Source organism: Candidatus Krumholzibacteriia bacterium (assembly GCA_030748535.1).
Classification (GTDB): domain Bacteria; phylum Krumholzibacteriota; class Krumholzibacteriia; order JACNKJ01; family JACNKJ01; genus JASMLU01.
Window position 1 is genome coordinate 829,111 of the sequence record JASMLU010000001.1, and the last position, 17,707, is coordinate 846,817.

General features: G+C 57.7%; 14 protein-coding genes. 8 read left to right on the forward strand and 6 right to left on the reverse strand.

Annotated elements, in window-relative coordinates; all coding sequences use genetic code 11:
- The first annotated feature begins 3 nt into the window (after positions 1–3).
- From QGH30_03875 to QGH30_03885, 3 genes are read left to right on the forward strand one after another with little or no spacing between them, the layout of a single operon-like run.
- A complete protein-coding gene (locus QGH30_03875) occupies positions 4–1,239 on the forward strand; it encodes an ABC transporter permease (protein ID MDP7021473.1) in 1,236 nt (411 codons plus the stop codon).
- Positions 1,232–2,482 (forward strand): ABC transporter permease, encoded by a 1,251-nt coding sequence (locus QGH30_03880; GenBank protein ID MDP7021474.1) that lies wholly within the window; start codon positions 1,232–1,234, stop codon positions 2,480–2,482. The genes QGH30_03875 and QGH30_03880 overlap by 8 nt, the downstream gene beginning before the upstream one ends.
- Positions 2,475–3,773 carry a hypothetical protein gene (locus QGH30_03885; protein ID MDP7021475.1) on the forward strand — a complete coding sequence of 433 codons (1,299 nt, stop codon included), beginning with the start codon at positions 2,475–2,477 and terminating at the stop codon, positions 3,771–3,773. Before QGH30_03880 ends, QGH30_03885 begins: the two co-directional genes overlap by 8 nt.
- On the opposite strand, the gene metG is transcribed toward QGH30_03885, so the two are convergent.
- Positions 3,774–5,291, reverse strand: coding sequence for a methionine--tRNA ligase (gene metG / locus QGH30_03890; GenBank protein MDP7021476.1), 1,518 nt, complete (start codon positions 5,289–5,291; stop codon positions 3,774–3,776).
- Between the two features lie 130 nt (positions 5,292–5,421).
- On the opposite strand from metG, the gene QGH30_03895 reads away from it, so the two are divergent.
- From QGH30_03895 to QGH30_03910, 4 genes are all read left to right on the forward strand, one after another.
- A complete protein-coding gene (locus tag QGH30_03895; GenBank protein MDP7021477.1) occupies positions 5,422–6,732 on the forward strand; it encodes a UDP-glucose/GDP-mannose dehydrogenase family protein in 1,311 nt (436 codons plus the stop codon).
- 3 nt (positions 6,733–6,735) lie between these two features.
- A complete protein-coding gene (locus tag QGH30_03900) occupies positions 6,736–7,920 on the forward strand; it encodes a glycosyltransferase family 4 protein (GenBank protein ID MDP7021478.1) in 1,185 nt (394 codons plus the stop codon).
- A gap of 73 nt (positions 7,921–7,993) precedes the next feature.
- Positions 7,994–8,632, forward strand: coding sequence for a peptidylprolyl isomerase (locus QGH30_03905; protein MDP7021479.1), 639 nt, complete (start codon positions 7,994–7,996; stop codon positions 8,630–8,632).
- A gap of 2 nt (positions 8,633–8,634) precedes the next feature.
- Positions 8,635–9,135, forward strand: coding sequence for a peptidylprolyl isomerase (locus tag QGH30_03910; protein MDP7021480.1), 501 nt, complete (start codon positions 8,635–8,637; stop codon positions 9,133–9,135).
- 96 nt (positions 9,136–9,231) lie between these two features.
- On the opposite strand, the gene QGH30_03915 is transcribed toward QGH30_03910, so the two are convergent.
- Both QGH30_03915 and QGH30_03920 read right to left on the reverse strand, forming a co-directional pair.
- A complete protein-coding gene (locus QGH30_03915) occupies positions 9,232–9,624 on the reverse strand; it encodes a hypothetical protein (GenBank protein ID MDP7021481.1) in 393 nt (130 codons plus the stop codon).
- Positions 9,625–9,669: 45 nt separating this feature from the next.
- On the reverse strand, positions 9,670–11,583 hold the full coding sequence (locus QGH30_03920; GenBank protein MDP7021482.1) for a zf-HC2 domain-containing protein: 1,914 nt from the start codon (positions 11,581–11,583) through the stop codon (positions 9,670–9,672).
- 87 nt (positions 11,584–11,670) lie between these two features.
- Between QGH30_03920 and QGH30_03925 the strand changes: the two genes are divergently transcribed.
- Positions 11,671–12,231 carry a sigma-70 family RNA polymerase sigma factor gene (locus tag QGH30_03925; protein ID MDP7021483.1) on the forward strand — a complete coding sequence of 187 codons (561 nt, stop codon included), beginning with the start codon at positions 11,671–11,673 and terminating at the stop codon, positions 12,229–12,231.
- Here the strand turns inward: QGH30_03925 and pdxT are convergent.
- From pdxT to QGH30_03940, 3 genes are all read right to left on the reverse strand, one after another.
- Positions 12,221–12,793 carry a pyridoxal 5'-phosphate synthase glutaminase subunit PdxT gene (pdxT, locus tag QGH30_03930; GenBank protein MDP7021484.1) on the reverse strand — a complete coding sequence of 191 codons (573 nt, stop codon included), beginning with the start codon at positions 12,791–12,793 and terminating at the stop codon, positions 12,221–12,223. The genes QGH30_03925 and pdxT overlap by 11 nt on opposite strands.
- Positions 12,793–13,674 carry a pyridoxal 5'-phosphate synthase lyase subunit PdxS gene (gene pdxS, locus QGH30_03935; GenBank protein MDP7021485.1) on the reverse strand — a complete coding sequence of 294 codons (882 nt, stop codon included), beginning with the start codon at positions 13,672–13,674 and terminating at the stop codon, positions 12,793–12,795. Before pdxS ends, pdxT begins: the two co-directional genes overlap by 1 nt.
- A 133-nt stretch (positions 13,675–13,807) precedes the next feature.
- Positions 13,808–17,707: FlgD immunoglobulin-like domain containing protein (locus QGH30_03940; GenBank protein MDP7021486.1), on the reverse strand; the 3,900-nt coding region annotated here is incomplete at its 5' end.

The window sequence follows — 17,707 nt, forward strand, 5'->3', positions numbered from 1 at the left end:
GTCATGAGTCCGCTCGAAGGTATTCGCATCGCGCTCGCCACTCTCTGGGCAAACAAGTTGCGTTCGGCTCTGGTGATGACCGGTAACCTGATCGCCGTGGCCAGCATCATCGCCGTTGTCAGCATTATCGACGGCATGAATGTCTACATGCACGAGAAAGTATTCGAACAGGGAAGCGGTATCGTGAACCTCATGAGTATCGATCCCTTCCTGTTTCTGACCGACCGAAAAGCGGCTCTCAAGTCCATTCACAATCCTCCGGTACTGCTCGAAGACCTCGATTATCTTAGCGACCGACTTCCCTCCGCGCTCTATCTTGGCGCAGGGCGGGAGCGCCATCGCTCAGTGAATCGGGGAAAGAACCGGCTCCGGAACATTCCCATACGCGGGCGAACCGCCGAGTACCCTTTTCTCGAAACCATCGAACTGGAGTCGGGCCGCCACCTTTCCCCTTTTGAAATCAATCGAAGTCATCCGGTGGCCGTCATTGGGCCGGGGGTGGCAGAAGAGCTCTTCCCCGGCGAGGACCCGATCGGAAAGAAGTTCAGGATCGTGGGCCGCCCCTTCCGGATCGTGGGAGTCAGCAAGGAAAAGGGAAGTCTGCTGGGGGAGGACCAGGACAAGTTTGCCATCATTCCCCTGACCAGTTTCTTCAAGATCTTCGGTCGCCACGGGCGGGATCCCTCGGTTACGATTTCCGTCAAGGCCATCGACACCGAGCATGTGGAACTGCTGAAGGATGAGTTGCGCACTGCCATGCGCATCCGCCACAAGCTCCGCCCTGCTGACCGCGATGACTTTGCACTGCAGACGAGCGACGCTATGCTGGGGCTATGGGACAAGGTGAAGAACCTCCTGCTGGCCGTACTTTCGATGATCGTGGGCATCAGCGCCGTCGTGGCGGGCATCGTCATCATGAACATCATGCTGGTCAGCGTTCAGGAACGCACGCGGGAGATCGGCGTTCGAAAGGCCATCGGCGCTAAGTCGAGTGACATTCTCTTCCAGTTCATGATCGAAGCCCTCGTACTCTCTTTCTTTGGCGGCCTGATGGGGATCCTGGTGGGCTTCAGCATGGCGGCCACCATAGCGAACTTCAGCCCCCTCCCCTATTCAGTGCAGTTCTGGAGCGTTGCGCTGGGTCTCGTGCTGACCGTGGCCGTCGGCGTTTTCTTCGGACTCTATCCCGCACGCCGTGCCGCCCACTTCGACCCCGTGGAGGCTCTGCGCTATGAGTAAGATTCACGGAGGGCGGGTACTCTGGGCCGGACTGAAGGAAAACATCCGCATGGCCCTCGACACCCTTCGCGGAAACAAGGGGCGAAGCGGCCTGGTCATTCTTGGTGTGGGTATCGGCGTAATGACCCTGATGGCCATGGTCTCGGTCATTGAAGGATTCAAGGGGAGTCTGGAAAGCGAGATTCGGGATACCGAGTCATCCTACATCTACATCAGCAACGGCGATCCTTTCGGCAATCCCCATCTCCAGAAGAACCGAAATCCACTCGGTCTGGACGACTGGTACGCGATCGAGGACCACTGCCCTTCCCTCCAGCAGAGTACTATCTGGGGGAGTTTCGGTACGCTGGTTCAGGGGCCAGGAGACAAGTCCGCCCTTATGGAAATCGACGGCACCGCTCCCAACTGCCTCGATGTGATCGGCTTCAACCTGGAGGAAGGCCGCTTTCTCAATTCCTCCGACTGGGCGGGACGGCGGGATGTCTGCGTAATTCCCCGTGGCCCGGCCACGAGTTTCTTCGGTCTGGAGGATCCCATCGGGAAGAAGCTCCGCGTCAACCTGGATACGGAGTTGACCATTGTCGGAATCATGGAGGACCGGAAGAGCATCTTCGGTGCGATGGCGAACAACTACCTTTTCCTGCCCTACACCACCATGCAGAAACACTTCCCCTGGGCGGCCCGGGACATGACGAGCCTCATGGCCACTCCCGACGGGGACGATCTCCTCGACAAGCTCAACGATGAAATCGAACTCGCGCTTCGTATTCATCACAAGCTTGCTCCCGGGGAGAAGAACGATTTCCAGCTGTCTACGCAGGACATGATGCTGGACTTTACGAAGAAGTTCACCGGGCCACTGACTCTTGTCGGGGTGATTCTGGCATCCATCGGACTGATGGTCGGTGGCATCGGCGTGATCACGATCATGCTTGTCAGCGTAAAAGAGCGCACCCGGGAAATCGGAATCCGAAAGGCCGTGGGCGGACGTCAGCGTGACATCCTGATTCAGTTTCTCATGGAGTCCGCCACGCTTACGGGCCTCGGAGGAACAGTGGGGCTGATTGCAGGGCTTCTGCTTGGGCAGATTCTCCGCCTCATTTTCCATGTTCCCGCTACGGTTCCCCTGCTCTATGTTTTCGTAGCCCTGCTGGTCTCCTGTGGGACCGGCATCTTCTTCGGCCTCTACCCCGCGATGCAGGCTGCCAGACTGGATCCGGTGGAGGCTCTGGGGTATGAGTAAGCTTGGATTCCGGCAGATTTTTGACTTCTACTGGCCACTTGTGCTGACCAGCCAGATGATGACTCTGGCCGGCCCCCTGATCAACATGGCTCTGGGAAGAAGCGGGGACGCAAAGCTGCATCTGGCCGCCTATGCCGTGGGTTTCGGCATGCTGATCTTCCTGAACGCATCCCTCTTTCCCTTCCAGAGTACGGTGGCCAAACTGGCGGTGGGAGCAGAGAGCCGCTCCTCTCTCCTGAAAAAGGGACTGCAGATGGCGGGCATTCTCTTTCTGGTGGAACTTGCCCTGGGATTCGTCCCCGCAAGCGAAAGGCTCATCTCCACCCTGATGGGATCAACTCCCGAAGTCAGTGCTCTGGCCCGGCAGGTAATCCTCGTTCAGGTTCCGATCATCCTCCTGCTTCCCGTCCGTTCCTTTTTCTATGGAACGATCATGCGGCACCGCAACACGAAAATCATCAGCCTCTCGACCGGCCTTCGTCTTAGCACCCTGTCCATCGTGGTCTTTGCGCTCGTCGGCTATTCCTTCCTTCCGGCTGCTGTTGCAGGCGCCTCTTCGCTCACCATCGGAATTGCCGTGGAAACTCTTTACGCAGGATTCCGCGCGAGAAAGCTGATCCGGGAAGATGCCCGGGGAATCAATGAAGGCGAAGACCGGGCAATCTCCTGGCGAAGCTTCTTCGCATTTCAGGGCCCGCTGATGGTCAATGCCGTCACCTGGTCGTCCATGCGCCCCGTAATGAACGCCATCGTCGGACGCTGCGAAGACCCGACTCTCGCACAGGCCGGTTACGGCTTTGTCCTGCCTCTCTTGATTCTCATGTCCTCCCCGCTCTGGGCCTTCCAGAGTACGACCCTTGTCCTCGTCAAGAGCCGGAATGACTTCGGCAAGATGATGCGCTTCGGGGCACTCGCCATGCTGGCCTTTTCGCTTTCTATTGTGCTTGTCGCCTGGACTCCTCTCTTGCGACCGGTGCTGGAGAAGGTCTTCTTCCTGAGTCCGTCGATGCTTGCCTATGTCCTGCCGGCCATTCTCCTGATTCCCCTGCAGCCCTGGATTCTCGGAACCCGTTCCATCTGCCAGGGTCTGCTGATGAATCAGGGAAGCACGGGCATGATCGCCCTGGCCAGTCTCTTGAAGCTTGCGCTGGTTATGGGAATCGGTTTTCCGCTAGTGCTGGCAAATCCCCAGATCAACGGGGCCGTCCTCGGCACCATCCTCCTGATGGGAGCAGAGCTCGTGGAAACCGTTCTGGTATCCGGGAAGGCTCAACTGCTGATGCGGGCCTGACTACTCCAGATCAAAACGCGGGAAAAGAGGGGTGCCGGAGTGAATGGAAACGCCGGCTTCCAGTTTTCCCCAGACAGCTTCTTCCGCAAAGCTATTCGGCTCGCCCGCACCCAGCCTGTTCAGAAGCTCCGAGCAACGCTCGGGCATGACCGGGTGAAGGAGCAGTCCCACCAGGCGCAGGGCTTCTGCAGCCCAGGCCAGGCTTGAGCCCGCAGCCTCTTGATCTTCCTTGATCACTTTCCAGGGCGCACGCTGCTCCAGGTAGCGGTTCACGGCACGGGAAAGCTCCATGGCCTCCCGGATGGCTCCATTGGGGTGGTAGTCGCGGATTTCCTTCTGCACCGCCTCGATGGCAGTTTCCGCCACCTTGCGAAGTGCCCGTTCGGGTTCCCCCTCTTCTCCTCGAGCAGGAAGACGAGCCTCAAAGTGCTTCTCGATCAGCTTCGTCACGCGGTTCAGACCATTGCCGAGATCATTGCTCAGTTCGCTGTTGTTTCGCTCGACGATCAGCGACTGGCTGAAACTGGAGTCCTGCCCCGGCGTCATCTCGCGCATCAGGAAGTAGCGAAGAACATCGCGACCGTAGAGATCCATCGTATCGAGAGGCTTGACCACATTGCCCTTGCTCTTGCTCATCTTCTCGTCCCCAAAGAGCCACCAGCCGTGGGCCAAAATGGTCTTCGGCAGTGGAAGCCCCGCAGCCATGAGCATGGTCGGCCAGTAGACCGCATGCGTGGTCAGGATGTCCTTGCCGATCAGATGCAGGTCGGCAGGCCAGCACTCTTCGCGCCGGTCATCCTCGAAGCCGAACTCCAGGGCGCTGTAGTAATTGAAAAGCGCGTCGAACCAGACATAACAGACATAGTCCTCGTCGAAAGGAAGAGGAACTCCCCAGCTCAGGCGGGACTTCGGGCGGCTGATGCAGAGATCTGCCAGATCCTGCTTCAGAAAGCCCAGAATCTCGTTCGCGCGTTTCTTCGGCACGATGAAATTCGGATGGCTCTCGATGTGTTCTATGAGCCTCTTTTGGAACTTGCCCATCCGGAAGAAGTAGCTCTTCTCCTGAATGAAGGTCACCTCATTGCCGGCCGGGCTCTTTCCATCTACGAGATCCTTTTCCGTGTAGAAGCGCTCTTCGCTGACATCGTACCAGCCCTCGTAGTGATCGGCGTAGATTTCGTCCCGCTCGTAGAGGTCGCTCAAAACGCGCCGCACGACTTCCTTGTGCTTCTCCATGGTGGTGCGGATATAGAAATCGTGGCGGATTCCCAGTTTCTCCCAGACCGCTTCAAAGCGGGGACTCAGTTCATCACAATGAGCCTGTGGCTCCACGCCCCGGGCTGCCGCGGCCTGCTGCACCTTTTGCCCATGCTCATCGGTTCCGGTAAGAAACACCGTCGAATCCCCCATCAGGCGGTGGTATCGCGCAATCACATCGGCCAGGACCGTCGTGTAGGCATGGCCGAGATGGGGCTCATCGTTGACGTAGTAGATGGGCGTGGTAATGTAAAAAGACATTCTTGATCCTCTGGACAGGTTTCCCGCAAGCTAGCCCCCGTCGGGAAATCCGTCAATCTGCAAGAGAAAAAAGCCTGTAGCCTCTTTTATGACTATGCTATAAAGCGGCGAATCCAAGGAGAGGGTGGGCATGAGAATCAGTGTCTTCGGACTCGGTTATGTGGGAGCGGTTTCGGCGGCCTGTCTTGCAAAAGAGGGCCATGAGCTCATCGGCGTCGATCCGGTGGAAACGAAGGTCTCGCTGATCAATGAGGGCAAGACGCCCATCATCGAGGATCAGGTAGGCGAGATTATTGCGGAAACCGTGGCTTCCGGGAGCCTCCGAGCCACGATGGATGCTTCCGAGGGAATTGCAAACAGCGAACTCAGTCTGATCTGTGTGGGAACTCCCAGCCGCGAAGGCGGAAGCCTGGACCTGCACTTTGTCGAGCGGGTCTGCGAGACGATCGGCCGGGAACTGGCTTCCAAAGAAGATCGTCATGTCGTTGTGATCCGCAGCACCATCCTGCCTGGTACCATGCGCGGACTTGTCATTCCGACTCTTGAGAAACACTCCGGCAAGAAGGCCGGGAAGGACTTCGGTGTCTGCAACAACCCGGAGTTCCTGCGCGAAGGCAGCGCCGTCTACGACTTTTACAATCCCCCGAAAACGGTCATTGGAGAAAGCGACAACCAGAGTGGCGACCTTCTCTCGAGCCTCTACGAGAAGATGGATGCACCGCTAATCCGCACGCGCATCGAATCGGCCGAGATGGTCAAGTATGTCGACAATATCTGGCACGCCCTGAAGGTCGCCTTCGGCAATGAAATCGGGAACATCTGCAAGAAGCTCGACATTGACGGCCACGAGGTCATGGACATCTTCGTCCAGGACACCAAGCTGAACATCTCGCCCAACTACCTGAAGCCGGGCTTTGCTTTCGGCGGATCCTGTTTGCCCAAGGATCTCCGCGCCATGAACTCCATGGCCCGTGACCTCGTTCTGGAGCTTCCGATTCTAACGGCCATTCTGCCAAGCAACCAACTGCAGGTCGAGCGGGGACTCTTGATGATTCTCGAAAAGGATCGCAAGAAGATCGGCTTCCTCGGTTTCAGCTTCAAGGCGGGCACGGATGACTTGCGCGAGAGCCCGATCATTGAGCTGATCGAAAGGCTCATCGGCAAGGGCTATGACCTGGCGCTTTATGACCGCAATGTAAATGTCGCGCGTCTGGTGGGTGCCAACCGGGACTTCATCGAGGAGCGGATCCCCCACATCTCCCGGCTCATGGTCGGCAGCATGGAGGAAGTTCTCGAGCATGCGGAAGTTCTGGTCCTCGGCAATGCGGACCCCGAGTTCCGCGATGTTCACTCGCGCCTCGGCCAGGAGCAGATTCTTGTGGACCTGGTTCGTCTCGGCGATCCTCCCGATGCTGAAAACTACGACGGCATCTGCTGGTAAGCGATGAAACGCAAGGTTCTCATCATCGTTGAAAATCTGCCGGTTCCCTTCGACACCCGAGTCTGGAAGGAAGCCACGACACTCGCAGAATCCGGCTACCAGGTTTTCGTCATCTGCCCAAAGGGCAAGGGCTACGAAAAGCGCCGGGAGACGATCGAGGGCGTGAAGATTTGGCGACACCCCATGCCCCCGGAAGGGAAGGACGCAGCGGGATACCTTCTCGAATACGGGCTGGCCTTCCTTCGGGAGTTCTTCCTGGCCTGGTGGATCTTCCTCCGTCACCGCTATCATGTGATTCAGGGTTGCAACCCACCGGACAACATCTACCTGATCGCTCGCAGCCTGCGACTGTTCGGCGTGAAGTATGTCTTCGACCATCACGATGTGATGCCCGAACTCTACGAAGCGAAATACGGTCGCCGGGATTTCCTCTACCGGGTGCAAAGCTGGATGGAGCGACGCACTTTTGCTGCCGCCGATGTTTCCATGGCAACCAATGAGACCTATCGACAGGTGGCCATCGAACGCGGCGGCATGGACCCTGATTCGGTCTTTGTCGTTCGAAACGGCCCGAACCTGGACACCTTCCAGCCCGTCGAGCCTGTGGAGAGCCGTCGCCACGGACGAAAGTTCCTCGTGGGCTATGTGGGAACGATCGCCGAGCAGGAGGGTCTGGACATTCTTCTCGGCGCAGCCCTGCACTGCAAGGAACTCGGTCGCGACGATGTCCACTTCACTTGCATCGGTGGCGGTCCCGGGCTGGATGAGTTACGGCGTATGAAGACGGACATGGGACTCGACGAGAGGGTGGACTTCACCGGTCGCGTGAGCGATGAGGAACTGATCGAGATTCTCTCCACCGCCGATGTCTGCGGTAACCCGGACAAGCCGAGTGCCATGAACGACATGTCTACCATGATCAAGATCATGGAATACATGGCCCTTGCAAAACCCATCGTGCAGTTCGACCTGAAAGAAGGACGCTTCTCAGCAGGCGAGGCTTCACTTTATGCCGACAGCGAAGGCGACCTGGCCCGCAACTTTGCCGAGAAGATCCTCTGGCTACTCGATCATCCAGAAGAAGCCCGCCGCATGGGCGAGGCCGGACGCCAGCGAGTCGAGACAGAACTGGCCTGGCAGTATTCAAAGCCACGGCTGCTTGCCGCTTACGACAAGGTGTTCGACTAGCACTCCCCCATCTTGACCCTGCCCCCTTCGACTGCTATCTTCCGCCCTTCAAATTCAACCTGGAGGAACAAGAATGTTCTCTCGCCTGATTCTGATCCTGAGCCTCTTTGTCGCAGTTCTTCCGCTCGCGGCCGAAGAGGCCACTGAAACCGTGGTCATTCTGGAAACCGAGCAGGGCGACATTGCCCTTCGCTTTTTCCCCGACCTGGCACCTGAGCATGTAAAGAACTTCATCCACCATGCAAAGGAAGGCAATTACACGAGCACCTATTTTCACCGTGTGATTCCGAACTTCATGATCCAGGGCGGCGACTTCAACACGAAGAACGACAACCCCAAGGACGATGGTATGGGCGGCTGGAGCTACAAGGGTGAGGGCACGAACCTCCCGGCCGAGTTCAGCGACCGTGCCCACAAGCGCGGTATCCTGTCGATGGCCCGATCGCAGAACCCGAACAGTGCCGGCAGCCAGTTCTTCCTCATGCATGCGGACGCGCCCTTCCTGGACGGCAAGTACACGGTCTTTGGAGAAACGGTTGATGGCATCGAAGTGGTCGACAAGATCGTCAACGCGAACCGCGACCAGCGCGATCGCCCCCTCAAGAACCAGTTCGTCCATGAAGTACAGGTCGAGGAGTGGAAAACCTCTGTGGTGGAGGAAGCCAAAAAGACGATGTGGGCGGAAGATCGATCCGCCGGGAAGGGTAAGTAGTTATGGCAGACACACGAGTAACCCTGAAGACGAACCGCGGCGACATTGTCCTGAAGTTCTTTCCCGATGCTGCGCCCGAGCATGTAAAGAACTTCCTGGAACACACCCGCAGCGGTTACTACACGGGCTGCACCTTCCATCGGGTGATCCCCGGATTCATGATCCAGGGCGGCGATCCGAACACCAAGCCCGGGGCAAGTGGTGCGCCCGGAACGGGAGGCTACAGCTATCGTGGCGAGGGAACGCAGCTGGAGGCCGAGTTCAACGAGCGTCTCCACAAGCGCGGTATCCTCTCGATGGCCCGCGCACAGGACCCGAACAGTGCCGGAAGCCAGTTCTTCATCATGCACGATGACGCGCCCTTTCTGGACGGGCAGTACACGGTCTTCGGTGAAGTCGTCAGTGGCCTCGAAGCCGTCGATGCGATTGTCTCCAGCGACCGCGACCCCGGCGACAAGCCGCTTGAGGACCAGCGCATCGAGGATGTGACGGTGGAGGAGTAGGGGGGAAGGACATTCATAAGAAAAACCGCGGCTACGGAGCCGCGGTTTTTTTATGGTGATCAATCTGTCTGGATCACTCTGAAGCAACAGTTGCCCTTAAGTCTTGTCTTCGAGATATTCCAGAATCTGTCCTTCACTGTACGCAAAGTAAGGAAGTAGAGAGAGTGCTGTGCAGACAAACGACCCTCTCCCCCCCCGCTTAACATGCTTCGCCCTTTTCATTCCCTCTCCTGTGATACAGAACTGACGAGAAGGACTCTCGATTGCCTCTCTTGCAAATCCACGGAAGTCATCTGCAGGGATCGGTCGATCTACGCTATTTGGCCCACTGGAGCAGCGAACCAGATGCTTCTTTTCGACTTTCACCTTGTTCACGCTCTTTCTGGAACTCAAACCAACTTCAAGGATGCCCCTTCCATTCTCATCCTTCGGCAAGGCTCGAAGTGCCTCCTGAAGTTCAGGCCACACTCGGTCTATGATATCAGACATGGGTTTCCTTTCTGTGCTACCAACACTCGCTACTTCATCCAGAGCCTACTCCTCCATCGCATAAACCCCCTGCCAGCAGGCCGGCCCCTCAATCCCGGGACAACCATCGGGATCCCAGTGTCCCTCCGGGTCGGTCTTGACGAGCCAGAGATCCGTCTCGCCAGAGCCCCAGGAGCGGGTCGTGCCGCTCAGGAGAAATCCTCCATCCACGGTCTCGTTCAAAGAGGACAGAACCTCTTCTTTCGGCCCTCCAAAGCGGCGATCCCAGAGAACCGTGCCATCGCTGGCAAGACTCAGGAGCCAGTAGTCCGTCTCCGAAGCCCGTGACTCGGCAATAACACCGGCCACGAATAGCCCGCCCTCGGAGCTATAACAGGCATCCACGAACTGGGCGAACTCACCGAGCGGATAATCGCGCTTCCAGATTTCTTCACCATCTGTCGACAGCTTACTGATCCAGGCATACTCGCTGAAAGTTTCCACCGGCTCAGTGTTGCCGACCAGAAGCAGTTGCCCATCGGGAGCTTCCAGAAGCCTGCGCGGGTAGTCCTTGCCCTCGCTTCCAATGGTACGATCCCAAAGGACTTCGCCGGACTCGTCCAGGCGAAGGAGCCAGCAGTCCATGAGCCCTGCGCCCTTGGAAGTCGTGGAGGAAAGCAGGTAATAGCCCCCGTCCCGGGACTCCAGAAGATCGATGCCTACCTCGTTTCCTTCTCCCCCGAAGGTCTTCTGCCAGATGCAATCGCCCTGCTCATTGACCCGCACCAGCATGGCGGCATAGGGCCCCGGACCATAAGAGCAGGTGTAGCCTGTCAGGAGGAAGCCCCCATCCCGGGTCTCGATGATCTTGCGACCATTGTCCCAGCCCCGTTCGGTGCCAAAGCGGTTTTCCGCAACAATGCTCCCCTCCTCGTCCAGCTTCAGGAACCAGAGTTTCGCGAAGGCAGAGCCCGCCCATCCGGTCAAGGCAAAGCCCCCGTCCTGACAAACGGCCACATCAGCAATGCCATCCCAGCCTTTGCTGCCGAAAGTAAGGCTCCAGAGGGTCTCTCCTTCAGAATTCGTGCGAATGGCCAGGCCTTCCTGCTCGCCCTCCCCGAAAGACTCGGTCACACCAACCAGAACCGCGCCCCCGTCGGCCAAGGCCTTGCTGAACCCTCCCGTTTCCTTGCCCTTCCCTCCATAGGAAAGCTGGAAGCGGGAGGAAAAGAGGGTTTCCTTGCTGGCCTCATCAAGAATTCGAATCTCATAGGAGCCCGATGTCAGGGTTGATGGCGGAATATCGAAACGGCTTTTGCTTTCGCCCGCGCTCCAAAGCTCCGAGGCAAGGGCGGGCTTACTCCAGATTTGTTTCAGGTCGGGAAGACTGACCACGGATACGAGAAGCGAGCGATCGCCGCCCCCGGAACGGGGATCATAATCCACGGCAACGGGCAGTTCCTCATCGCTCGAACTCAGGGCAAGGAGCGGAATCTCTCCACTGCGAGCTTCCACCTCCGGAGGTAGATCGAGGACGGCCACGGTCTTGATATCGCTCCCGAAATACAGAGCCATCCAGGCGAAAAGCAGAATGGCTCCAAGAACCGCTACATGTGTCCAACTGCGAAGCCTGCCGGGTCGGCTCATCCGGTTCTGTTTTGCAATGGCCCGACGAACACGCTCGGAATCTTCTCGGCAGTGCTCGCAGGCCTTCAGATGCAGATTGAGTTCAGCACTTCGCTGGGGAGTGCAGGCAAGGTCGCCAAGAGCAAAGTCCACCAGCTCTTCGCTCGGAGGGTGTCCCGAAATCAGGGTTTCTCCATAGCGGTCGATCTGCTCCTTGAGGTCCACCACAAAGGCCAGCATCTCCCGGCATTCGGCGCATCCGGCAAGATGCTCCTCGAGGGACAGGCGATGCCCGGGCTCCAGAAGCTCCAGAGCATAGTCCACCAGGAGCGATTCAAACTGTTTATGATTCATGGTTTCCATCGTGGCTTATGTCGCAGGAATAGCAAGGATGTTAGGAATTATCTTTGAATCGAGTCGGCTTCACTGTAGAATGACCCCATGGCAGTAGCAGAAAAGCAACCGGACAGGGAAAATCAGCTTCTTCGTGACTTTACGCGAGGCGAGGAGGAAGCGGTTCGCAAGGTTCGACGCTGGATTCTGGATGTCCTGCACTCCGCCCGCCTGAACATTCCTTATGATGAAAAGGAAGATCTGGTTCAGGACACCCTGCTCAGCCTCATTCGCACGACCAGCAAAGAGGGGTTCAGGATTCGCAACGATCTGCGATCCCTTACGCACCGCATCGCCGCGGCCCGGGCCATCGACTGGATCCGCCGACGCCGTTTCAACATTCCCATTCCCGAGTCACTGGCCTCCTGGGATCCCGACCCGGAAGATCAACTCTATCGCAAGGAAATGCTCGCCCGCCTGCGCATTGCTCTCAACGACCTCAGCGCGTCCTGCAAGGACCTGATTCGCCAGAGGTTTCTGGAAGAAAAGAGCTATCGGCAGATTTCCGAGGAATACGGCGAGGCCAGCATCGGCGCGCTTCGCACCCGCATGTATGAATGTGTCCGCATTGCAAGAAGGCTCGTGGGTCGCAAACCGCTCAAGGCCTGATCTTCTCGAAACTCTCCTCAAGCCACCATCGATGGATTCGTGAATCCCCGGTCAGTTCCGGGTGGAAGCTGAGTGCCGTCAACATGCCCTGACGAACAGCAATGGCCTCTCCCTGCAATTCCGCAAGCACTTCGACCTCTTCGGATACACGAAGCACTCTCGGCGCACGAATGAAGATCGCGCGGAAGGTTTCGCCCCTCCAGTCGATGTCCTCCTGAAAAGAGAAAATCTGCCGACCCCAGGCATTGCGGTGAACGGCAATGTCCATCAGTCCGAAACTCTCATAGGGAAGCCGGTCCACCTCGCGGGCAAGCAGGATCATGCCGGCGCAGGTAGCCAGAACGGGATGGGTAGCCATAAAGAAGGCCAGAGGATCAAAGAGACCGGAGGTGCGGAGCAGGCGGCTCATGGTCGTGGACTCGCCACCGGGAAGCACCAGCCCGTCGAGGCCCTCCAGATCATCGGGTAGCAAAACAGGCCTCGGGCTTGCGCCCAAAGCCTGCAAATGCATGGCGTGCTTCTCTACGGCACCCTGCAGGGCCAGGATGCCGATGCTTTTCATTACCAGCCCCGGGTCTGGAGAACCTGGTCTTCGGGAATCTCCGACATGTCCAGTCCACGCATGGCATCGCCAAGGCCTTCGGAGATTTTCGCGAGCCTGTCGGCATCTTCCCAGTGCGTGACGGCCTCGACAATGGACTTCGCCATACGCTCGGGGTCACTGCTCTTGAAGATACCGCTTCCGACAAAGACCGCTTCTGCACCAAGCATACGCATGAGCGCAGCGTCTGCTGGCGTGGCCACGCCTCCTGCACTGAAATTCGGGACCGGCAAACGACCACTCTCGGCAACCTGCTTGACCAGTTCATAGGGCGCACCCAGAGTCTTGGCTTCGGCCATCCACTCGCCGGGATCGAGTTGCGTCAGTCGGCGAATTCCACCCACCACCGAACGCAGATGCCGCACCGCTTCCACGATGTTGCCCGTTCCCGCTTCCCCCTTGGTGCGAATCATGGCCGCGCCCTCGCCAATGCGTCGAAGGGCTTCCCCCAGATCACGACAACCGCAGACGAAGGGAACCTTGTAATCCTGTTTCCAGATGTGGTTGGCCTCGTCGGCGGGCGTGAGCACTTCGCTCTCGTCGATGAAGTCGATCTCCAGACTTTCGAGAATCCGGGCCTCGGCGATGTGCCCGATGCGGCACTTGGCCATCACGGGAATGCTGACCCGCTCCTGGATTTCCCGGATCATGCGGGGATCGCTCATGCGTGCAATCCCACCATCGGAGCGAATGTCCGAAGGAATGCGCTCCAGTGCCATCACGGCTACGGCTCCGGCGTCTTCCGCAATACGAGCCTGCTCGGCGTTCGTGACATCCATGATGACGCCACCCTTGAGCATTTCTGCCAGTCCGACCTTTTCCTCGAAACTGCTCACCTTCATGGGATCTCCGTAAGTCTTTGAGAGAAAGGATATTCTGCAGAGTCAGGGGACCCTGCGATGTCTTCATTATAGAAAGCGGGCCGAGGCCTGTCAATCGGCCCCGACCCGCAGAGAAAAGGTACTCCGTCTGCGTCTACTTCAGCAGAACGGCCTTGCGGCTATAGCTTTCTCCACCGGCATCCAGTCGGATGAAGTAGATTCCACTGGCCACCGTCGCGCCCGAGGAATCCTTTCCATCCCACTCGACATGATGGCTTCCGGCTTCGAGCATACCGCCCTGCAGTTGCCGAACCCGCGCACCCCGGATGTCGTAAACCGCAAGCTCTGCTTCCGCTGATTCCTTCAGTGTGAAGCGAACCGTGGTCTTCGGGTTGAAGGGATTAGGATAGACCCCTGCGATGCCCGTGCCCAAAGGTGCAGCATCGCCCGCATCCACCTGGTAACCCGGCACGAAGTGCAGGTCGTAGGTGCCGGTTTTATGAAGATCGGGAGCACCGGCCTTCCAGACGGCAACACAGTAGTATCCGGCTTCTGCGGCCGTAAAGGTAATGACCTCGTCGGCACCGGGACCGTTCAGCCAGGCAAGCGCGCCTTCCATGGCCTGACTCTTCCCCCGGAAGTCTGAGTCGGCGCTATAGACGCTGACGCCCAGCTTCGCATCGGAGTGATTGACCAGGCGAAGTCCATAGTAGGTGGAATCCGAGACTCCAATCTCGTGGAGAGAGAGCAGACGATTATCTTCGAGCGGGAACCCGGAATAGGTTCCGGCAGGGTTCAAGCCCATGTAGTCGGACTTGACGGTTTCTGCGAGATAATCCCCGCTGGCATCCCCAATCCGAAGAACGCCCAGATCGAGGCTCTGGTTCGTAACGGAATTGAAGTTTGCCATCACGAAGTCCGTGGAGTTGGGACCCCATCCTGAGTAGGCAAGAGAGCCCTTGAAGCCCTCCTTCACCCCGGACAGTGCGCTGTGGAGACGAATGTCCACATCCTCCCCAGCACTGGGAAGCACCGCTGCAGCGCGCCACCAGCCGGAATTCGGCAGGCGAAGTCCGTCACAGTTGTACCAGAGGGAAGTCCCGTCAGGAGCCTCGTCCCAACCGCCGATGCGGTCGGGCGGGATGCTCCGATTCAAGGGAACCCCATCTTCCAGCAGCAGGGGTGACCAGACATACTGTTCCCCGTAGATGTTGTTCTCCTCGCTGATCTCCTCAATCGTCTCATCGTCATCCAGGCGAAGGGACAAGGTATGACGACCTCCCCGGACCGTATGCGCATGGCTCCAGTTGAAGGGGCTGTTTGCATTCCCGGGGAAATAGGGATAGGCCAGCCAGTAGGAGTAGACACCGTCGAAGTAGACCTTGCCCAGAAGCCCGTCCGCGCCCGTCGGGCTCTCATTGTGAACTCCGATGTTCAGATAGGTGCTGGCCTCATTGCCGTAGAGCGTGTCCGGCAGGGCCACGGAATCGTTCGTCCCGTCGTCGGCAGGACGGGGCACCAGGGGCGAATGCCATCCCGCAAACTGGTAGGGCAGGAAATCCGGAGGAGTCAGATCCACTTCCACGGTGAAGGTCACCGCTCCCCGGTTCACATCCAGGGGATTGCGGTAGATGGCAAGACCATAGTAGCCGGACTCGGTCACTTCCACATCGATGCGGGCCAGACCATTGGAATCCGTGCCATCGTATTCCGAGGAAGCATTGAGATTGCCGGTTTCAAAGGCCTCATCATACCAGCGCATGTGAATCGGCCCCTCAGAAGGATCCACCTGAAGGGTGATGCTGAGCGGGCCGACATTGGATGCGGTGATTCCGACTTCACGAAGGATCAGGTATTCCCCGTCCTCCATGGTGACATTCAGGGAGTCTCCGTAGGAATGGGAAGACTCGGTCACATGAGTGATCTCGAAGTCGGAACTTCCGCCAGACTCGTTCAGCACGCCAACATCCCAGTTCTGGTTGCCAACAGTATTGCGGTTGACGATGAGCGCATCGATGTAGCCGGCTGAACGGGAGGCGTAGCCCAGATTAGTGCTAAAGCCATCCTCGGCTCCCGTGGAAGCCTCATGCAGGCGACAGTCATAGTCGTCGGCGTTGTCCGTGGCCGTCAGGAGAACTGCATTCCACCAGGAACTGGAACTGAAACGGAAACCATCGCAGTTGTACCAGTTGACCCCGACATTGTCGTCCCAGCCACCCTCCATTTCCGGAGGAGCAGAACGGGTCACGGCCAGATCTTCACTCAAGTCATAGGGTGACCAGATCCACTGTGCCGCATAGCGGTTGTCCGTCTCGTCGGTTTCTGCAATCACATCATCGCTGTCGAGAACGGACCCGTAGGTGTGGCGTCCACCAGGGATGTTTGCGGGACCAATGTTGATGCCGTAGAAGCCCCCCCCGGATCCGATAGAACTCCAGCTTGCCCACCAACCCTGATTGGAGCCGTCGAGGGTAAGAAGGGATGTAAATCCCACCGATGTGGAAGACTCACCACTGTTCTTTCCTCGCAGATTCCAGTAGGTCGAAGCCGTGTTGCCCTCAAGAAGCACCGGATTGGGTGCCGAACCCGAGCTAGCATCATCCGTCTCCCGCGGCACTACCGAGTAGTTCCAACCCGAGGGAGTCGTGAACTCAAGATTCGCTGGTTCCGGTTCCCGGATCGTAAAGGGGCCGTAACAGGAAGAAGAACCCCATCGCCCGGAACGATCGACTGCACGAAGGTTGAAGTAATAGGTTCCCGGACTCAGCGCCGGCGAAGTCCAGCTAGTCACATCGCCGATGTCCTGTGTCTGTCCTGGGGTACTGCAAGAGCTCGTAATGTAGACCCCGTAGCCGCCAACTCCCGAAGCATCGTCCGTGGAGCGAGTCCAGGAGAAGGTCGGCGTAGCGTCCGGAGAATCCGTTCCCACCGGATGGCTGGAAGAACTCATGTTGGTAGGGGCGGATGGATTCGCTGTGTCGAGATTAAAGTCATTCTCCATGGCCGTTTCCCAGAGATTCTCGGCAATGTTGGGGTAGGCCGCCTTGAAGCCCCAGATAAAGTCGGAAGTATCATCGGGGTTCACCGAATCGGCGATATCAAAGATCTCATTGGTCCCCATGGAAAGGACATCTCCAAAACCATCTGCAACAGGCGTACGGGTTGCCTGAGACCAGTTGTCCTCGGAACCGCTATCCTCGATGTCCCGCAAGATTGCCCCCAGAAATCCTTCCGTGATCCAGGAGTTGTGGTAGTTGGTGGGATCTTCTTGGCAAGTAGCCAAGGTCTCCTGAGAGCGGGTAAAGATGACACCATTGGAGTAGTTTGAGTTGATGCTTCGAGTGATTACATCCGCCATCCAGTTGGGAAAGCCCTCTCCCCAGGCATCCTCCTGATTCTCCTCGCACCACTGGCAATGGCTGCAATCATCAAACCACCATGTGTACTCCGTATCACACCAGCCGTTGCAATACTCTGGCCAGTTGTCCACGTCTGCATAATTCTCCACCCAGTGGTGCCCATACTCGTGGATATGGGTATCTTCCCTCCACTCTCTGTCAGTGGATACATGAATCTCTTCAAAGAAGGGATTGTACCAGGCGCTCGTTGATCCGTCAGGCCACTGAACATCCACCGTATCCGTGTCGTAGCCTTCATTGTTAATGAGCCATCGCCAGGCCCTCACGATGCTGTTGTTGATGTGAATGGCGGGATGAAGGTCTTCGTCGGCCGACATAATGCTGCCAAAATTCAGGTTGCTTCCGGTGTAGTCATCGTGTACTCCCGTTTCCCAGGAGTATTCGATCTCCCAGGTAGCGTCTTGCACCCAGACCGCACCATTCTCCGTTTCGAAGTATGCGTAAATGTCAGGGTCATCCTCGCAAAGCCAGCAAGGATCCCAGTCGATGTCGAACTCAAAGGTGCCATCTGAATTGGTCAGGTCTTCGGCCAGCAGGTCGTCCCATGTGACATCTTCGTCGTAGATGCGAACCATGATGTTGTCCGCACCGATATTCGTTGCATCACTGCGCACATAGAGGAAACGACCGTAGAC